Origin of the sequence: Paenibacillus sp. GSMTC-2017 (assembly GCF_016019935.1) — a bacterium.
In the GTDB taxonomy this organism is placed as follows: domain Bacteria; phylum Bacillota; class Bacilli; order Paenibacillales; family Paenibacillaceae; genus Pristimantibacillus.
In genome coordinates, this window is sequence record NZ_JAECMT010000001.1 from 183,599 (window position 1) to 203,129 (window position 19,531).

At 44.2% G+C, this 19,531-nt stretch carries 10 protein-coding genes; all 10 read left to right on the forward strand.

Features of this window, described 5'->3' with window-relative positions; all coding sequences use genetic code 11:
* Positions 1-466 precede the first annotated feature (466 nt).
* The 10 genes from I6N90_RS00825 (at position 467) to I6N90_RS00870 (ending at position 19,042) form a co-directional block, all read left to right on the forward strand.
* On the forward strand, positions 467-1,744 hold the full coding sequence (locus I6N90_RS00825) for an MFS transporter (RefSeq protein ID WP_197933630.1): 1,278 nt from the start codon (positions 467-469) through the stop codon (positions 1,742-1,744).
* A gap of 82 nt (positions 1,745-1,826) precedes the next feature.
* Positions 1,827-3,206, forward strand: coding sequence for a serine hydroxymethyltransferase (glyA, locus tag I6N90_RS00830; RefSeq protein WP_197933631.1), 1,380 nt, complete (start codon positions 1,827-1,829; stop codon positions 3,204-3,206).
* Between the two features lie 42 nt (positions 3,207-3,248).
* A complete protein-coding gene (locus tag I6N90_RS00835) occupies positions 3,249-7,328 on the forward strand; it encodes a non-ribosomal peptide synthetase (protein ID WP_197933632.1) in 4,080 nt (1,359 codons plus the stop codon).
* A 34-nt stretch (positions 7,329-7,362) separates the two neighbouring features.
* A complete protein-coding gene (locus I6N90_RS00840; RefSeq protein ID WP_197933633.1) occupies positions 7,363-9,381 on the forward strand; it encodes a condensation domain-containing protein in 2,019 nt (672 codons plus the stop codon).
* Positions 9,381-10,124, forward strand: a complete 744-nt coding sequence (locus tag I6N90_RS00845) for a thioesterase II family protein (protein WP_197933634.1) — start codon at positions 9,381-9,383, stop codon at positions 10,122-10,124. The genes I6N90_RS00840 and I6N90_RS00845 overlap by 1 nt, the downstream gene beginning before the upstream one ends.
* Positions 10,125-10,158: 34 nt before the next feature.
* Positions 10,159-10,731: a phosphopantetheine-binding protein gene (locus I6N90_RS00850; protein ID WP_197933635.1), complete on the forward strand. Its 573-nt coding sequence runs from the start codon at positions 10,159-10,161 to the stop codon at positions 10,729-10,731.
* A 167-nt stretch (positions 10,732-10,898) separates the two neighbouring features.
* A complete protein-coding gene (locus I6N90_RS00855) occupies positions 10,899-14,168 on the forward strand; it encodes a non-ribosomal peptide synthetase (RefSeq protein WP_197933636.1) in 3,270 nt (1,089 codons plus the stop codon).
* A 131-nt stretch (positions 14,169-14,299) separates the two neighbouring features.
* On the forward strand, positions 14,300-15,418 hold the full coding sequence (locus I6N90_RS00860; RefSeq protein WP_197933637.1) for a winged helix DNA-binding domain-containing protein: 1,119 nt from the start codon (positions 14,300-14,302) through the stop codon (positions 15,416-15,418).
* 57 nt (positions 15,419-15,475) lie between these two features.
* A complete protein-coding gene (locus I6N90_RS00865) occupies positions 15,476-16,702 on the forward strand; it encodes an aminotransferase class V-fold PLP-dependent enzyme (RefSeq protein ID WP_197933638.1) in 1,227 nt (408 codons plus the stop codon).
* A gap of 12 nt (positions 16,703-16,714) precedes the next feature.
* Positions 16,715-19,042 carry a non-ribosomal peptide synthetase gene (locus tag I6N90_RS00870; RefSeq protein WP_197933639.1) on the forward strand — a complete coding sequence of 776 codons (2,328 nt, stop codon included), beginning with the start codon at positions 16,715-16,717 and terminating at the stop codon, positions 19,040-19,042.
* Positions 19,043-19,531: the final 489 nt, after the last annotated feature.

Below are 19,531 nucleotides of genomic sequence, written 5' to 3' on the forward strand. Positions count from 1 at the left end.
TCGCTTACATGGCCATCGGCATTGCTCTGGATGAAAACAAGGATGTGCAGGGTTTGTGACAGAATTAGGGGCAGATGATGACTCATCTGTCTATTTTGTTACCCGACTAAATTGGTCATCATTTCGATAGGGGCTCGAAATCCACCCTAGAGGTGGACTGCACCGCAATTGTTAGATACAAGCTAACAATTGGAGGTGCAGTTTTTTTATGGCTAAGTTTACGGCGCAAGACAACATATAAGCTGTAAAAAGATATCTGGAAGGAGTCGAATGATGGGGAAAAATAGATAAAAGTATAGTGGTGGACAAATCTGGGCTCCACGAATGGATCATGAAATACCAGCATCAAGGACTACACAGGGAAGTCATTTAAATGGAAATCCATTTCATCTCTTTATGCTGTCCGGATCAGCTTGAAAAAGATCGAAACGATTTTACAATTACGATTATACAAGGAGGTATACATATGACTTTATTTGCTAATTCTTCAAAACGAAAGCCCGGAATGCCTTTCGTTCTAACTATGGTGTTTATTGATATGTTATGTTTGGGGATCATTATTCCGGTATTGCCAATTCTGGTTGGTACACATACGACAGATCCGAAGTTACAGGCATTCTGGTATGGTGCTTTGGTGGTAAGTTATGGATTAATGCAATTTCTCGTTGCTCCTTTGCTAGGGGCGCTTAGTGATCGCTTTGGACGTAGGCCAATTCTGTTGTTGTCAATCTTTGGTCTCGCAATTAGCAACTTTGCAATTGGAAGTGTATCGTCGCTATGGCTATTGTTACTTGCTCGCATCGTAGCTGGTGCCACAGCAGCGACTGACACGGTTGCCAATTCCTATGCCGCCGACATAACACCGCCCGAGGGCCGTGCTAAGGCATTTGGTCAATTTGGTATAGCGTTCGGAATGGGGTTTATTTTGGGGCCAGTATTAGGTGGGTTTTTGGCGAATATCGATATGCATTTACCGTTCTATGTTGTCGGAGGATTAGCCTTGCTTAATGGGCTATACGGTCTATTCATGCTGCCAGAGTCGCTTCCTGCGAATAAACGCTCATCGTTCTCTATGAGTCGCGTTAACCCGTTTTCCGCTCCTTTGGTATTGATGCGTCGCCATGGAATCGGTTCTCTGGTAGTTGTCTGGGCTTTCTTTCAATTAGCATTCGCAATGGTAGCGGAGACTTGGGTTCTCTACACAACCTTCCGATTTGATTGGAGTGCGAGCATGAATGGCTTAGCTTTGTGCGGTATTGGGCTTGCCACAGCTATTGTTCAGGGAGGTCTGATGGGCGTACTAATGAAGCGTTATGGTGAGGAGCGTACAGTACTTATTGGTTTATTCATGGCAATTATCGGATACACATTGTATGGTCTTGTTCCTCAGGGTTGGATGATGATTCCGGTCATATTCGTAACATTAATCATGTATGCAACAGGACCTGCATTGCTCGCGATCGTGTCAAAAACAACAAAGCCGACAGAGCAGGGTGCGATCATAGGTGCTTTAATGTCTGTGCGAATGTTGATGGTTGTGATCGGGCCGTTGATCGCTGTCGCTATTCTTGGTTTGGTGGCGGAACAAGTGGGGGAACTGCCTCGTAATGACATGCGTTTTGGTGTTGTGTTCTTTATTTGTGCTTTTTTACAGGTTATAGGTCTCTTGCTCGGTAATCGTCATTTCAGCCGGATGCGGAAGACATCTAATCTTAGAGAAGTTGAGCAGGAAGTTAATGTTTAGTATTATACGCGGGCTACTGTTTAATCCTTAGCGAATGAAAGGGTTGATGAAATTGGGAGATGATAGAGATGCAGCAAATTTCATGGGAGATTTCGCGCGTGATGGGGTTCATCTATTAGCGAGCGAGGACCCAGACCTATTCAATTTACTGAGCTTAGAGTATCAACGTCAGGTGAATACGCTATCTATGATTGCTTCATCCAGCATCGCGAACCCCTCAGTTCTTGCCTGCGAAGGGACGGTGCTCACTAATGTCACGACAGAGGGTTATCCTGGGCAACGTTTTCACGGTGGCTGCAAATATATAGATGAAGTAGAGAAAATAGCAATCGAGCGCGCCAAGTTAGCTTTTAATGCACGCTACGTGAATGTTCAACCTCACTCGGGATCGAGCGCTAATCAGATCGTTATGTTCAGCATACTAAAGCCGGGTGATCGTGTGCTCGGTCTCGGCCTCGATAGTGGTGGACATCTCACGCATGGTTCACGTGCATCTTTCTCTGGCCAGGTCTTTGAGTCATTCGCATACGGGCTCGATGCATCAGGATTTATTGATTACGATAATGTATTCGAATTAGCAAAACGACATCAACCTCGTCTAATTATATGCGGTGCGAGTGCCTATCCTCGAATCATCGACTTTGAACGTTTTCGGCGTATTGCTGACGAAGTTGGGGCATTGCTTCTAGCTGATATATCGCATATCGCCGGACTAGTTGCTAGCGGAATTCATCCGAGTCCAATTGATCATGCTCACTTTACTACGACTAGTACTTATAAGCAGCTATTTGGTCCGCGTGGTGGTCTAATAATGAGTGGACGCGACTGGGAAACTCGAATATCTGAGCGTTCGGAAACATTAGCCGATATCATTCAGCGTGGTGTGTTTCCGCGCATGCAAGGCACACCGATATTAAGTGAGATAGCAGCCAAGGCACGCGCCTTGGCTATGATCAATACACCACAATTTCGTCTGCTCGCAGGGAACATTGTAACGAACGCTCGTGTATTGGCAGAAGAGCTATCAGCTTTAGGCTATCGTGTACTGACTGGCGGAACTGATATTCATATGGTACTAGTAGATATCGGTGAACGCGGGTTGTCGGGCACAATTGCCGAACGCGTACTTGAAGAGTGTGGGATCATTGTAAACAAGAACAAAATACCAAATGACAAAAGAGGCTCGTTGATAACGAGTGGCATTCGATTTGGAACTAACACGCTAGCTTTGCGGGGCATGGATGCTACGAATATGAAAGACTGTGCGGCACTTATTGACAAGGTGCTTTCTAAAGTCGAGCCAATAGATGACACAGAATATAGACTCGACTCTTCTATCGTCGATGACGTGCAGTCTGAAGTCATGGCGCTCTGCAGACGTTATCCAATTCCGCAATATCCGCAGTGGACTACGTTTGATATGACAAACGAGGAGGCTAGAATTCAAAAAATGAGTATATAGAGTTGTTGGATTAATAGTTCTCTTTGAGAGTGGGTGATGTTTATGAGTGAGATATCAGAACGTATATCAAAATTATCAGAAGAACGACAAGCACTTTTCAATACTTTACTATCGAAGAGTAAATCAAATATAAATCGAATTTCACGATATATACGATCTGGAAATATTTCTATGTCGCATGCACAGAAGAGGCTATGGTTTATCGACGAGCTAGATCCGGGGAACCCAGCCTATACGTGTCCTGTGCCATTAAGGCTGCGAGGGCAACTAGACAAGCAAGCTCTAACAGATAGTCTAAGTGCAGTAGTCAGACGACATGAGGTGCTCCGGACAATATATGATATGCATGATGGTCGTCCCATTCAGATCATTAATGAGGATATGCCTTTGCAGTTGCAGCATTTTGACTTCTCGAATTTAGAGCCGACGGAGCAGCAAAATGCCATAGATCAGGTAATATTGCAAGACGCTACAACGCCGTTTAACCTGCGGCAAGGACCCATTATGCGTTCGATACTCATTTGCCTAAATTCAGAGGAACATGTTTTGGTGGTAGACATTCATCATATCGCCAATGATCATTGGTCAATTGGTGTACTCTTTCGTGAACTCGCGGCTGTCTATAATGCGCGATTAGGAGTAGAGAGTCAAAGTTTATTAGAGTTGCCGATTCAATATGCCGACTACTCATTATGGCAGCGCGAGCGGTTGAAAGGTCCAATTGGTGTAGAGCTTCTTAACTTTTGGAAAAATAAGTTGCAAGATCTTCACGTTATCGATCTCCCGACAGATCATCCAAGGCCTGCGACTATATCGCACCTTGGTGAGCAGAAACATTTTCAGTTAAAAAAAGAGTTAGTATCACGTTTGCAAGAACTCGCTAAAAAGGAGCACGCATCACTATTTATGGTGCTGCTAGCCGCGTTTAAAGTTGTACTCGCACGTTACACTGGTCAGACTGATATCTCATTAGGATGCTCCATAACGGGACGAGATCGAGCAGAACTCGAAGGATTAATAGGCTTTTTTGTCAATACGATCATTCTGCGTACGCAATTTAACGATGATCCGAGTTTTTGTGAATTGTTGCAACGTGTGCGTACGAACACGCTAGAGGCATATGCTAATTCGGAGTACCCATTCGATCTACTTGTGCAGGCGCTTAATCCACATCGATCGGCAGACCGCAATCCTCTAGTTTCTGTGATGTTCATGTTGGATGAGACACCGTCGGAGGTTGCCGAATTTCATGACCTCAACGCTACTTGGATGGAGCCAAGCTTTATAACAACGAAGTTCGATATATTGTTGAGTACTCGGCCATCCGCAGATGGTATACACGGTCATGTGCAATACAGTACGGATCTTTTCGAGCCAGACACGATCGAGCGATTGATCGAACATTTTATGAATGTTCTCGAAGCGATCGCGAGTAATCCAGCGACATCCTTTTCAAGGTTACCCTTATTGAGTGAGAAGGAAAGAAACACAATACTGGTGAAATGGAACGACACAGAGGTGAACCTCTTATCGAATACAACTCTGCATGAGACATTTACAAGCGTAGTAGAAAAGCAGAGCAATGCTACAGCAATTATAACTGGTAATCAAACCTATTGTTATGCTGATCTTGACGCAGCTGCAGAAAGCTTGTCGTCGTACATTCGTGGTGTATGTACGAAACCAGAAACATTGATAGCTATCTTGCTGGAACGATCACCGGAATTTATCATATCGATTCTTGCTGTACTTAAATCTGGATGTGCATATGTACCACTTGATCCTGCACATTACACTGATGAGCATCTTATTAATACAATGAGACAGGTTGGTTCTCAGATTCTTGTCTGTCGACGTAAGAACGCGCCAGGTGTAATACTTAACGAATCTATTCGGACGATATTCATAGATGATTTCGCCCGAGACGAAATGAATCTTCAAAGAACCGACGAGCCGGCAGATAGCCTAAATCTCCTCGCTTTAGCACAGACACACGAAAAATCACCTTCAAACGATAAACAACATGAACTTACCAATAGCGATTCACTTTCCTATGTTATCTGCAGTTCCGGCTCTACCGGAAGAGCTAAAGCAATAGCAATTAGACATGGTGGTGTACTTAATAACATTCTCGACTTAAATCAACGATTCGCAGTAGGTCCCGATGATCGAGTACTCTTTCTTTCATCACCCAGCTTCGATATGTCTGTCTATGAAACGCTGGGCATACTTATCGCGGGAGGGGCGCTGGTAATTCCAGAATCTTCTTCGCTTAAAGAACCTACACACTGGTTGAATTTGCTGATCAAAAACGAAGTGACAATATGGAATTCAGCACCAGCATTGCTTGAACTACTAGTCGCGGAACTGGAGCGAGCGAATCATATATTTCTCCCAAAACTACGTTTGGTAATGCTTGGCGGCGACTGGATCCCGGTGTCATTGCCTGATCGTTTACGCGTGTATGCACCTGATGTGAGCGTCATTGCTCTTGGCGGTGCTACAGAAGCATCCATTCATTCAACAATCTATCCGGTGGATAAGACTGACGAGAGTTGGACTAGTATACCGTACGGAAAGCCGATGGCAAATCAACGTGTTTATGTTCTTGATCGCTGGATGCAGCCAGTTCCTATAGGAGTTCCCGGAGAACTGTACATCGGAGGTATTGGCCTTGCACGTGGATACATCGGACTACCAGAACTCACTTCTGAGCGCTTCGTCGAGAGTACCTTGTTAGATCAGCAACCAGAGCGTCTATTTAGAACAGGTGATCTTGCGAGGTGGCATCGAGATGGTGTTCTTGAGCTTATTGGACGTATAGATTTTCAGGCGAAGGTTCATGGGCTGCGTGTAGATTTGAGTGATATTGAATCTGCACTGTGCTCTTGTGAAGGCATCAAAGAAGCAGTCGTCGTCGCAAGCAGCAATGATAAACGTGGCGCGTCATTGACGGCGTATTATGTACCAATATCGGGTAGAGAAGTTAAAGGGACAGAGTTGCGTAAGAATCTCACGCAGATTTTACCGATATATATGATCCCTTCTTCATTTCGAAAAATCGACAGTCTTCCAAAGAATAGAAACGGGAAAGTGGATCGACTCGCTCTGACCAAAACTACATCACACTCAAACGTAGCGACAAGGCAGGAACCGACGGACACTCTCGAGGCTCGGATTTTAACTTCGTGGAAACAAATTTTGGGGATTGATGATATTGGAATCGATGACGATTTTTTCGAAATAGGTGGCGATTCGTTCTCTGCAATTCGACTTTCGCGCAGCATCGAAGGTGGACTGCCTGTTGTAGAACTATTTAAGCATCGCACAGTTCGTATGTTAGCGAACTATTTGAAATACTCAAGTTTATATGAGGTTGAGTTGTTGCATCAGTTAACGCCAACATCAGGTCAGAACACCATTTCGTTGGTGTGCATCCCGTATGGCGGTGGGAATGTTTCTGTCTATCAATCGCTAGCCGATAGGATCCCATCACACATAGCACTCTGGTCAGTTGCTCTGCCGGGGCATGATCCGGGTCGAATTGGTGAAGCGTTTGCATCGTGGGAAGATGTAGCTGATGGCTGTTGCCGCGAGATTATGAAGAAGATCGAAGGTCCAATAGCAATTTATGGTCAATGTTCTGGATCGTCCATAGCAGTTTATCTCGCACATTTATTGGAAGAGCGTGGACGTGATGTTCGCGCTGTATATGTAGGTGCCGCCTTACCTGATATCGATCCGTCGGGCACCACGGAACGTGGTAGTTCTACATCAGACGACGAGTTACAGATGTATCTTAAGATGATAGGTGGATTCGATGGCGCGCTCGATGGCGTAGAGATGAAGGAAATTATCGCAGCAGTAAGACATGATATGTTGGAGCACGCACATTTTTTCGAAAAAAGCTATCGAGAACCACTTATTAAGCTGAATGCTCCACTTCATTGTTTATTAGGCGAATCTGACATCATAACAAACGCACAGGAAGATCGTGCTTTGGATTGGAAGTTCTTTGCATTAGACGTTAGGAGTTCAAAGATCTCGCAAGGAAATCACTATTTCGTCAAGCATGAAGCCTTACAAATAGCTAATCTATTGGCTGCCGAACATCCGTTGTAATCTACCCGACCACTTATAGAAAGAAGGTATCTGCATGGCCAATATAACAAATATCGATAATTTTATAAAGTCACTTAGTCATCTCTCCTCACAGGAACGCGCGCGAGTTCTTGCTCGTTTGCGTACTGAGAAGGCACGTGATTTCTCGACTTTTTCTAGCGAAGAATCGACGCTTCGGCGCGTGGTTAATCCGGAACCAATCGCTTCTTTCTGGCAGGAGCAGATGTGGTATTTGGAACAACTCGCACCTGACTTGCCGACTTACAATGTCCCGTTTCGTTTCAATTTACAAGGGCCACTTAATGTGATGGCGCTAACTGCGGCGCTTAACGAGATTGAACGACGACATGAATCGTTAAGAACGACATTACATCTTCGCCTTGGAAAGGTTGTTCAGGTCATCGCACCAGCAAGTTCTTTGAAACTATCTGTGACTGATTTAAGTGAAGAGAGCGATCCTGATCATTCAGCTGCCGAGATTGCGAAAAAATTCATGCAGACCTCTTTAAATCTTGCTGAGGGGCCGCTTTATCGCGTGCATCTCTTACAACTTGACAAGGCTCGGCATAAGCATGTTCTACTTTGGGTCGGGAGTCATGCAGTCGCAGATGGATGGTCGCTCGGGATAATCATTCGCGAGTTAATCTCGCTATATGGCTCTTTTTCTCGAGGAGAGGAACCTGATCTTGATGAGCTTCCCATTCAGTTCGGTGATTTTGCTGTCTGGCAGCGCGAAAGTCTCTCTGGTGAGGCGTATGATCGTATCTTAAATTACTGGAGAGAGCAGCTGAAAGGCTGTGATCCGTTAACCGTAGAAACTGATTTTCCAAGGCCATCTATTCAGAGTATGAGGGGGAGCACAAGTCGTTTTTTTATTTCGCAACAGACAGCTAGTAGGTTAACGAACCTCAGCAAGCGTTTTCAGGTCACACCGTTTACCATACTACTTGCGGCATATCAGTTACTACTCGTAAGTCGTACTGGACAAGAAGAATGTGTACTAGGCACTGGAATTACCGGACGAACGAAATCGGAACTAGAAGCTCTAATCGGATCTTTCGTAAACATCATCGTAATTCGTACAGATATGTCGGGTGATCCAACTTTCATTGAGCTGATGAATCGAGTTCGGAATGTGACACTGGATGCCATTGCACATCAGGATCTCCCGTTCGGTAAACTGATTCAAGAGCTTGCTCCAGAGCGAGATCCTAGTCGACCGCCGTTGTGTCAAACGATGTTTCTGTATGGCAGTACTCCTCTACTGGATAAAGATATAAAACTGACGACTGATCTTGGTTTAAGCTGGGATGGTGTTTCGACGTCGACCGTGAAATTCGATTTCGAACTAGCTATTGACGAACATCCTAATGGTCTATTGGGACGATTTGACTATTGCATCGATCTTTTCCGGAAGGAAACTGCGGAGGCTTTTTGCAACGATTTTGTGCAAATTGTCGAGGCGATCGCTCAGCAACCCGAATTACGACTGTCTGAGCTTTGTCCGATGATTTATAAAAAGATAACAAAAGTCAATCACACATCGGGCGACAGTGTAAACATAAAACAATCGACAAATTTTACTTATGAATCTGCTAAAGCAGAAATGACCACTATAGAAACCGAGATAGCGAAGGCGTGGTCAATCGCACTCGGCTTCGATCATATACAAAGAACTGACGAATTCTTTGCTATAGGAGGACACTCGGTTATGGCAGCACAGATGGTGGCGCAGTTCCGTGAACAATTCGATATTGATTTGACGCTAAAGCATTTTTTAGAAAATACAACTGTTTGTTCGCTTGCTAATGTAATCGAACAATTGACAATTAAACTATCAGATCAAGAGTATGTACGATCTCTGCTCGATCGCGTTGAACAGTTATCCGAGGCTGAAGTTATCGCTTTGATTGAGCAGCATGAGAAGATAGAACCGGCTTCCTTGCAGCAAGAGACGGCATATAGTATCGAAGATACTGATCAGCAGATATCACAGAATATGAAAAAAAATCGATTTAGTGAATCAGATCTACCGAAGGAACGGCAATGCTGATGGCAAAGTCGACAAACTGGTTACTTCGACAACCCAATCCTCATGTTGAGGCAAGATTATTTTGTTTCTCGTTCGCTGGAATTGGCGCTTCGGCATATCGTCTTTGGCCGATATTTTCAGGAAAATTCGAGGTATGTCCAGTGCAACTTCCTGGACGTGAGAACAGAGCTGGTGAATTACCATATAAGGATATAGAAGACTTAACAAACGATCTGCTTCCTGCACTTCTTCCCTTTCTTGATCGCCCGTATGCTCTATTTGGGCATTGCATGGGGGCACTATTGGTACATGATCTTACTTTAAAGCTTAAGCAACAAAATGTTCGAATGCCTGAACATCTCTACGTCTCTGCATCGCGCGCACCACATTCGAGTCATCGTGGGCCTGTACATTTGGCTCTGTCGGATGAAGAGTTAGCGAGTAACTTGCAGAACACTAATTTGGCACTTAGTGATCCGAAGTTGTCGGCAATACTTCTGCCACACACCATCCAGCTTCTTCGCAATGATCTCGCAATGTGTGATCGTTATCAACCTTCACCGAGCGTAATATCCTGTCCGATCACGACCTTCGCGTGGCGAAATGATCAAGGCATGCCATTTGCGGAGTTGCAGGGCTGGCGTGCTTATAGCGATGTGACGGAGTACCTCGTAGATGGAGATCACTTCGCAGTGCAGAACGAGTCGAACACATTACTTCCAATTATTGATGCTGACTTTGCGCAGGTAAACGCAAAAAAATGATTTAACAAAATATAATATTAAATTGGAGAATAACATGAACGATGACAGTGGGAAGGTTATAGCAAGCAGTGAGATATTGCCGTTTCAACATATCGTCTCTGCATTAGAAGATTTTGATGAAGTGCGCGAAGCTCAAGTGTTTCAGGTTGGAAGCGACTCAAGTGAACGATTGGTTGCGTTACTGGTTCCTGTGAGTGAAACTATAGCATTCTCTTTGTTACGGCGGCAACTGCATGAGGTATCGTCTGAGGTGCCAGTACCAGCAGAGTTGATTATAGTCGATTCGATCGACAAGAATACTCCGCTAAGTGAACAATTGGATTTGTACGATAAATTCTTCAAGCAGGAATCTGCCTACGTTAAGCCATGCAATGCTATCGAGTCTTACCTCGTAAGACTATGGGGGGAGTTGCTCCCAGTGGGAAGAATCAGTGTTACAGATGACTTTTTTGCGCTAGGCGGACACTCACTGCTTGTAGCGAAGATGCACTTTATGATCGAACGTGATATGGGAATCTACATGAATTTTGAACTTATGTTGCGTACTAGCGTGCTCTCAGAGTTGGCACAAATAATAACACAGATGAAGCATGAATCTAAGCTGTGAATGAAAATATTACCTCACTATTATTATTAAAATGGATATGTACTTGACTAACACATCTATCGGTACTTGTAGTGTCAACTTCAATAATGTTAGTCAGTTTGGCATGTGCCTGGTTGACCACCGGATACTTCCTTATTTTATTGAAAGTTAAGAGGAGGAAATTGTTTATGAAGTTTGACATATTGAAGCACGATGAGCAAGAACGATTCGAACCATTCCCACTTAGCGACATGCAACAGGCTTTACTGATCGGACGCGGCAGTGTTGTGGAGTACGGTGATGTGGGATGTCACGCGTACTTTGAACACGAATCTAATCATTTGGATGTAAAAGCATACGAGAAGGCATGGAGACGACTCATCGAAAGACATGATATGTTGAGAGCCGTCTTTCATTCAGATGATAGACAGCAAATTCTTCGCGATGTTCCTCCTTTTCAAATTCAAGTTATTGATCTAAGGGAGGAATCAGCGGATATCGTTGAAGATAAATTAAGCGAAATTCGCGAACGCATGTCTCATCAAGTGCTGCCTGCAGACAAGTGGCCATTATTTGAGGTGAATGTAGCTCTTCTTGAGGATAATTGCTATCGCATGTTCACCAGTATCGATCTTCTGATTATGGATGCCTGGAGCTACTTTCAAATCATTCTGCCGGAGTTGATCGCGTTTTACAATAATCCAGATCATGAGTTCCCAGATATTGAGGTTACTTTTAGAGACTATATAACAAAGGTTGATTCCGTACTTGAGAATTCAGAAGAGTATAAATTGGCGAAAGATTACTGGATGAAACGGCTACCGACACTACCGCCAGCTGCCACTCTTCCGCAGGTATCGACATTAGACCCGAACACAGAAATCAAATTCAAATCGCGTGGACATGTAGTTAGTGAGAAAGTGTGGTCTGAAATCAAGGCACAGGGTAAACGATTGGGAGTGACGCCATCAGTCATCATGGTGGCTGTCTTTGCCGAAGTAATAAGGAAATGGAGCGGATGTGACGAGTTCATCATCAATTTCCCTATTTATGACCGCAAACCTGTTCATCCTCAGATTAACAAGGTCCTTGGGGACTTCACCAACAATCTGCTCGTGGCTATCGAAAAAAGTGATGGTACATTTGCCGAACGTGCCAAGTCGATACAGGAACAGGTGGTTAAGGATCTCGAACATCGCAAGTTTAGTGGTGTGCGCGTTTTGCGTGAGTTAATGCGGTTACAGAAGGGCGTAAGAGCAATGGCGCCTATCGTCATTACAAGCTTGTTAGGTCATCCAACACGATATGAGATGGCAAACTTCGGCCGTGAGGTACATGTTATCACTCAGACACCGCAAGTGCTTCTGGACTTTCAAATTTCTGAGTTTGAAGGAGAGCTGCGTTTCAACTGGGATTCGCTAGACGCCCACTTTCCAAAGGGAATGATCGATGATATGTTCGAAGTTTATTGCACGACATTGAACGAACTTGCTCATAATGAGAGCTGGGGCAAAAAAAACTTCGAGATGCTTCCTGAGTGGCAGATCAAGCAACGCGATGAAATCAATGCAACTGATGCAGCTGTGCCCGAAATTCTACTTCACGAAATGCTTGCGCAAGTCGCACAAATTGAGCCAAACACATTGGCGGTGATTACTAGTTCGAAACAACTTACTTATTCCGAGCTTAGTCATCGTGCTAATGGGATCGGTCGAAAGCTGCGAGAGAACGGTGCAAAGCCAAATGAGCTGGTTGCGATCGTAATGGAGAAGGGGTGGGAGCAATATGCGGCGGTATACGGCGTGCTCGCTTCCGGGGCAGCGTATCTTCCAATCGATCCAAATGTACCGCAAGAGCGATTAGAATTTCTGCTGAAGCAAGGTGAAGTGTCAATCGTACTCACACAATCAGCAGTAAATCAGCGGCTCGAGTGGCCCGAAGGATTGCAACGATTCTGTGTTGATCACGACTTCGATGGAGTTGATGACAGTCCTTTGGAAAGTATCCAAACGCTGGATGATCTAGCATATGTTATATACACATCAGGGTCTACTGGTATGCCGAAAGGTGTAATGGTCGCGCATCGTGGCGTGGTTAACATGCTGTTTGATATTGAGAAACGATGCAGTCTGAGAAAAGGAGATCGGGCATTCGCGATTTCATCTCTGCAGCATGATGCTTCTGTCTTTGATGTGTTTGCAGTTGGTCTGGGTATAGGTAATGTCGTTCCTGATTCCTCTCCCAATCCAGAACCAGCACATTGGGTGGAATTGATCTCAGCATGGGATGTGACGTTTTGGAACTCGGTTCCAGCGTTCATGGACATATTGGTATCGTATATTGAGGGTAGAAATGAGCTACAAATGAAAACGCTTCGGCAGGTAATACTTTCAGGAGATTTCATTCCTATGTCACTGCCGGATCGTTTAAGGAACGTAGCTCCTGTGGTGAATATTGTTAGTGCTGGAGGACCTACAGAAACCATCGTATGGTCTATTAGTTATCCGGTCGAAATCGTGAATTCCAAATGGGCTAGTATTCCTTACGGACGCCCAACTACAAATCATCGCTACTTCATATTAGATAAGCATCTTGCTAATCAGCCAACATGGGTAGCAGGGGATATGTATGACGGGAGCGAAATTGGTCTAGCTCAGGGCTATTGGCGTAATGAATCTCTAAGTGATCAGCGTTTTATCACGTTGCCATCAACTGGCGAACGAATATACGCTACAGGTGATGTTGGGCGATATCTGCCAGACGGAAACATTGAGATTCTTGGTCGTAACGATTTTCAAGTGAAAATAAATGGGCAACGGATAGAGCTATCCGAGATAGAGGTCAATCTTGAGATGCTGAAAGGGGTTCGTTCAGCAACTGCGGTTGTTGTGGAGGGTCCATCCGAACACAAATGGATCGTAGCGTTTGCGGTAGCAAAATCTGAAGCCGAACAAGCACTTGAACCAAATGAACTGAAGACAGCGCTTGAGATGAAACTACCAAATCATATGATTCCATCACACATCGTAATACTTGACACGTTGCCGCTCAGTATCAATGGGAAGATTGATCGACTACAATTAATGGAGATGGCGAAAGAGTATACAAGCAGCGAACTGATCGCGGAATATGTCGCTCCTCGAACAAATTTAGAAGCCATTGTTGCATCACTAATGGCAGATGTGCTTCATTTGAACCGAGTCGGTGTGCTCGACAACTTTTTCGATTTGGGAGGTGATTCAATAAGCGCAACGCGTCTGAATAATCGTATCGAGGAGATGTTAGGCGTAAATATGCCTCTATCGGCACTTTTTACTAAACCAAGTGTTGAAGCGATTTGTCATTATATGAAGCGAGGAGACAATGCCGAACACCTCGACGCGATTGCTGAAATGTTTGCTGAAGTAGGCAATAATGAGCTAGATCGTGTCGTTGCTGACTTGAGAATAGAGGCTTAGGATACATGTGCCTCTACACCAAAAAACATAAGAAAAGTATCCGTTGATTGCTCTAATGAAAAGGATTAGACTGACAAACGGTTTAATGAGCAAATTCAACTAAATAAGGTGCAAATACGAAGGGAATGTAATTGTTGAGAACGATAGAGCTTTCGGAACAAGAAATACGACGTCTACGGCTACGTGCCCAGCATTTATTGAGAGATACGAAGTCGGGAATTCCCAATATTGCACAACTACTACAGACGATTTGTGGCGTACAGGCACAATATTCATCTGACGCGGCACTCGCTCTTCGCGTGCGAATGAACAATTTAACATCTACCGATTTGAAGCAGACACTGATTGATGAGAGAACGATCGTGCGTACTTGGTGCATGCGAGGGACATTGCAACTTCTTGCAGCAGAGGACTTTCACTTTCTCATTGACCTTCATGGGGTGGCATTTATTCAGAAAAGTAAGCGACGTTATGAAGAACTGGAACTAAACGAAAAGTTGTATAGAAAGAGCATAGATAAACTTTATCCGGTACTCGCACAGAACGAACCACTCATACGCGAAGAAGTGATCGATTTTCTTATGACACAAGGCATCGAACTTAAGGGCCAGGCATCCTATCATCTTCTGCGACGTGCCGCTCTCGAAGGTTTGATATGCTTTGGTCCTGACCGGGATGGAGAGCCAACCTATGTGCTGGTAGAGAACTGGCTGAGCGTTGTGCCTAAGCCCATTTCTAAGGATGAGGCCTTTGCTAAACTTGCGAGACGCTATCTTGAAGCTTATGGACCTGCCAGCTTGGCGGATTTGGCGAACTGGTCGGGCCTGCCAATGAAGTCGTTGCGCCTGGGGTGGGAGAGCATATCTCACGAGATGATCGAAGTGAAAATCGCTGATAAAAGATTGTCTGTGCTTGAGAAGCAAGTTCATGCTAACGAATCTAAGATTGTAGATTCTACTGTGCATCTCGTGCCAGCATATGATACCTATCTGTTAGGGTATCAAGATCGTGAGTTAATTCTGTCAGCAGATGCAGCAAAGGATGTATATCGAGGTGGCGGACTTCTGAGACCTGCGATTGTAATAGACGGATACATTGTCGGTTCGTGGGAGATGAAGAAGTATCAGCGTCGGATAGAAGTAAATATAAATGCATCACGAGAGATAGTTGAACCCTTTCAGAACGAAATGAACATCGAAGTACAGAAAATTGGTAACTTTCTCAGTATGGACGCAGAATTAATACTATGAGATAGAAAATGGATAATAGTTTCACTATTCTCATTATCTTAAATACAGGAGAACACAATGATATCTAACAAATTTATCTCGCATAATGGGGAAATTGTTTATTCACCTAGAGCGTGGTTCGGCGGTATTGCAGAAGCGACCTCGCTCGAAAGTGAGCAAAGAAAATCTCTGAACTTTTGGAAGCTTGCGGTTGCGCCACAACAAGGCGAGATTGCTGATTGTGCAAATGAGATAATGCGTCGATATTCACATTACACACCTGGAAGCGACGAATGCAGCAAGTTTCTATTATCACTTGTGCTGGAGTGTCGTGAACGAATTCGTAGTATGCTTATTTCTCCCGCTGATCGTGACCATTGTACGATTGAGTTTGTTCCAAACATGTGTAGAGGTTTGGAAATTGCGTTGTGTAGAATTAAAGGATTGTCTCGTATCATATTGTCACCGTATGAACATCCGTCTGCGCTGGCTGTTGCACGATGGCTAGCTAACCTAATTAAAGCTGATGTATGTCAGTTGCAATTTGAAGCAGCCGATTATCTATTATCGCGTGATGAACAGGAACAAAAACTTGTTTCTATGATTAAAGACAAGTTGCAGAACAGCGGTGGACCGACTGCGCTCATTCTAAGTGTGGTCAGCTATGCTACTGGGCTAGCTATTCGAACAGAGGAGATTACTAGTCGTTTACGTGTTATTGATGATTCATCATTACATGTCATACTGGATGGTGCTCATGCTGCAGGCAATTATATTTCTGATTTGGATATTCATAAATGTAATGCATATGTAATAAGTGTTCACAAATGGCTGTTGTCGCCTGAGCCATGCGGTATCATTATTACGCCTGGTCAAGTATGTGATGACGAGGTTTCCTATGATACATGGAGCCATTCTTTTCCTGCCACCACTGCAAATGCGCGCATCTTCGCAAGTCTCGTAAGTAGTCTTAGAGCCATATACAGAGTTGGTTTGGAAAACTGGAATGCACACTCCATACGCTCTCGTGATCACTTCATCGAGCGCATGCATTCACGATTATCTATTATTGGAAACAGCACTGGGATGGAAATGACCTCATTCATAGCAGTACGACCTAAATCAGGATATCGCTGGAGATGGCGAATGGAAGAACTAGGTGAATATTTAGAACAGCACTCCGTGTATCTATTGATGTTATCCATTGATCCAGAGACACCTTGGCTACGAATCGCATTTCCGTACACATTACACATTCAACAGGTGGATGAACTTTGTGACATTTTAAACACTAGTCTGGAGTAGGAGATTATTTTTATGACAATATCTGAAAAAGCTCGGACATTTTGGGACGAAAATCGTTACCAGATGAGTGAAACCCTAGTGTTGAACAATTTTGATAAGTTAATTGCACATACAAGCGGTACAATTCGAAACGTAGAAATAACCATCACATCTGAAACTCGCGATGCTCTGATAGACGCAGTAGGAAAGAGCGGCATGTCACTTGAGACGTTGTTATTCGTAGCACATTGTAAAGTGGTTAGTCTGTTAAGTGGTCAAGTGATGATTACAACTGGTATTTGCAGGGACGGACGTTACTCATCAGACAATCAGCAGGCAGACATCAGAAATGTTGTTCGAGTTTTACCGTATGCGCTTACATTGGGTGCAGAGGATTCATGGAATGATATTGCTTTAAGAGTTCATGAGTCGTTCGGTATGCTACACGAACTTCAGAAGCTTTCACTCACAGAGTTGAATGATGCTAAGAAGCTCTTCGATGTTCATTTCTCTTACACCGAACATGCTGATACGAGCTACTTGCTCATTAATAATGACGAATCGGTTATCGCTCAAGACAGCTACGATAACCATTCGCTTATCGTACGATTCAATTCAGGTTCGAACATACACGAGATTAACGATCTGAAGTGTGTGATAGAGTATCGTGACGATCTTGTAACCAAGGATCAGGTCATTGCTTTTGGCGGCTATTATTCTCGTGTAATTCAAGAAATCGGCAGAGACCAAGCAAGTATTCACACTAGCTCTTACTTGCTCTCTGATGAGAATGAACGGCTGATGTCAGAGTGGAACGATACGGTTCGGGAGTTCGACTTGAAGAACAATCTGTCACAACTCTTCGAGGAGCAGGCTCAGAGAACACCTGAGAAAGTAGCAAGCATCAACAAAAATGAGCAGCTCACCTATCAGCAATTGAATGAACGCAGTAATCAGCTTGCGCGTTATTTGCGAAAACTTGGGATCGGTCCCGAAGTGCTTGTCGGCATCTGCATGGAGCGTAGCAATCTGATGTTAATAGCATTATTAGGCGTTCTTAAAGCAGGTGGAGGCTATGTTCCACTCGATCCAAAGTATCCGAACGATCGACTTCATTTTATGTTGGATGATGCACAGGTGGAAATGATACTAACCGACACCATCATTAGCGAGCAGATTTCTTTCGGAGATAAGCAAATGATTACATTGGATGTTGAGTGGACGATTATTGGCACCTTCGAGCGTAACAACTTAGAGTGTCAGACAACATCAAACCATGTGGCATATCTTGTCTATACATCAGGATCGACTGGTTTTCCGAAAGCTGCTGTGATTGAACATCGAAGTGTGATCGAGCTCATGTACTGGGCAAGAGATGAATTTGGTCTTGATACACTGTCTGGTGTACTAGCTTCGTCGTCGATCTGCTTTGATATGTCGATTTTTGAGTTGTATGCACCGCTAAGTTGGGGTGGCACTGTGATCCTAGTAGACGATATTCTAAAACTTCGGGACACTCAAGCGGTTACAGAAGTATCGCTGATAAGTACGGTACCCTCGGCTCTTCGTACTCTCGCTGAATTAGGCTGGGTTTCGACTAATACGAGAGCAGCACTATTAGCGGGAGAGCCTCTATCTCATCAGATGACAAAGAGAATGTTTAGTAGCACAAAGCTCGAAAAGATATGGAATGCATATGGCTTATCTGAAGATACCACCTATACAACTGTATCAATGATTAAGAGGGGATGCGAAGAACTTGTAACGATAGGACGACCTATCGCAAATCGTCAACTTTACATACTTGATGAGTATCAGCAGATGGCACCTATCGGTGTGATTGGCGAGCTGTATGTCGCAGGAAACGGATTAGCACGTGGCTACATCAATCGACCGGATTTGACAGCGGAGCGCTTTCTGCCGAATCGTTTCGGTGACCATACAAATACACGAATGTACCGAACGGGTGATCTTGTACGTTACCTGCCTGATGGTCAATTGGCGTATATTGGTCGAAAGGATCATCAGATAAAATTTCGTGGGCATCGAATTGATCTCGGAGAAATCGAAATGACGCTTGCCACTCATGCAGATGTTGATCAGTGTGTAGTGGTATGTCGCGAAGACGGCGGTGATAAGCGATTGATTGCTTACGTGGTGATGAGAAATCACACCATCGACGTCTCGCCTCTTCAGCTGAAGGAGCATCTCAGAATAAAGCTACCTGAGTGGATGGTACCAGCTTCGATTGTGTGGCTTGCGAAGTTACCGACAACCTCTCATGGAAAACTGGATCGTAAAGCATTACCAGCACCTGAGCGCTCCTCATGGCCCAGCCCTGACAGACATGTCGGGCAATGAGTAAAGTCGAAAAACATATGATAATCATAAAAAATTTTCTTTTAAAGATTATTTTCTAAAGCTTCATTTATAAAATGAAAGGCATCAATTAATAGTTTAAAAAAATGGGCGAATGGGCTGAAGGAGGGATTCCAATTATTAATCGGACAATTTTGGACGCATTCGGACACTACGCCCCCAGCCAGTTAACAGAGACTATGCGATTCGAAGAGGAGATTTTTTTACCCGATGGACTTATTGCATCCATTGACGACCTTATTGTCGTCGCTGCAACTCTGGGCATGTTACTCATTCCAGCAGGTCAGGTAATCGTTGGGATAACTACTGGTGGATCAGCAACTTACCTTGAGGTCGACACGACGAAGCTACGTGATGCGGGCAACGCACGCACATTCATTACTGACCTGCGCCAGACCACAGAACGATCAAGACATAATGAGATGGTCCATGTAGACATTGAGGTGACGAACGGGAAGATTACCTCATCTG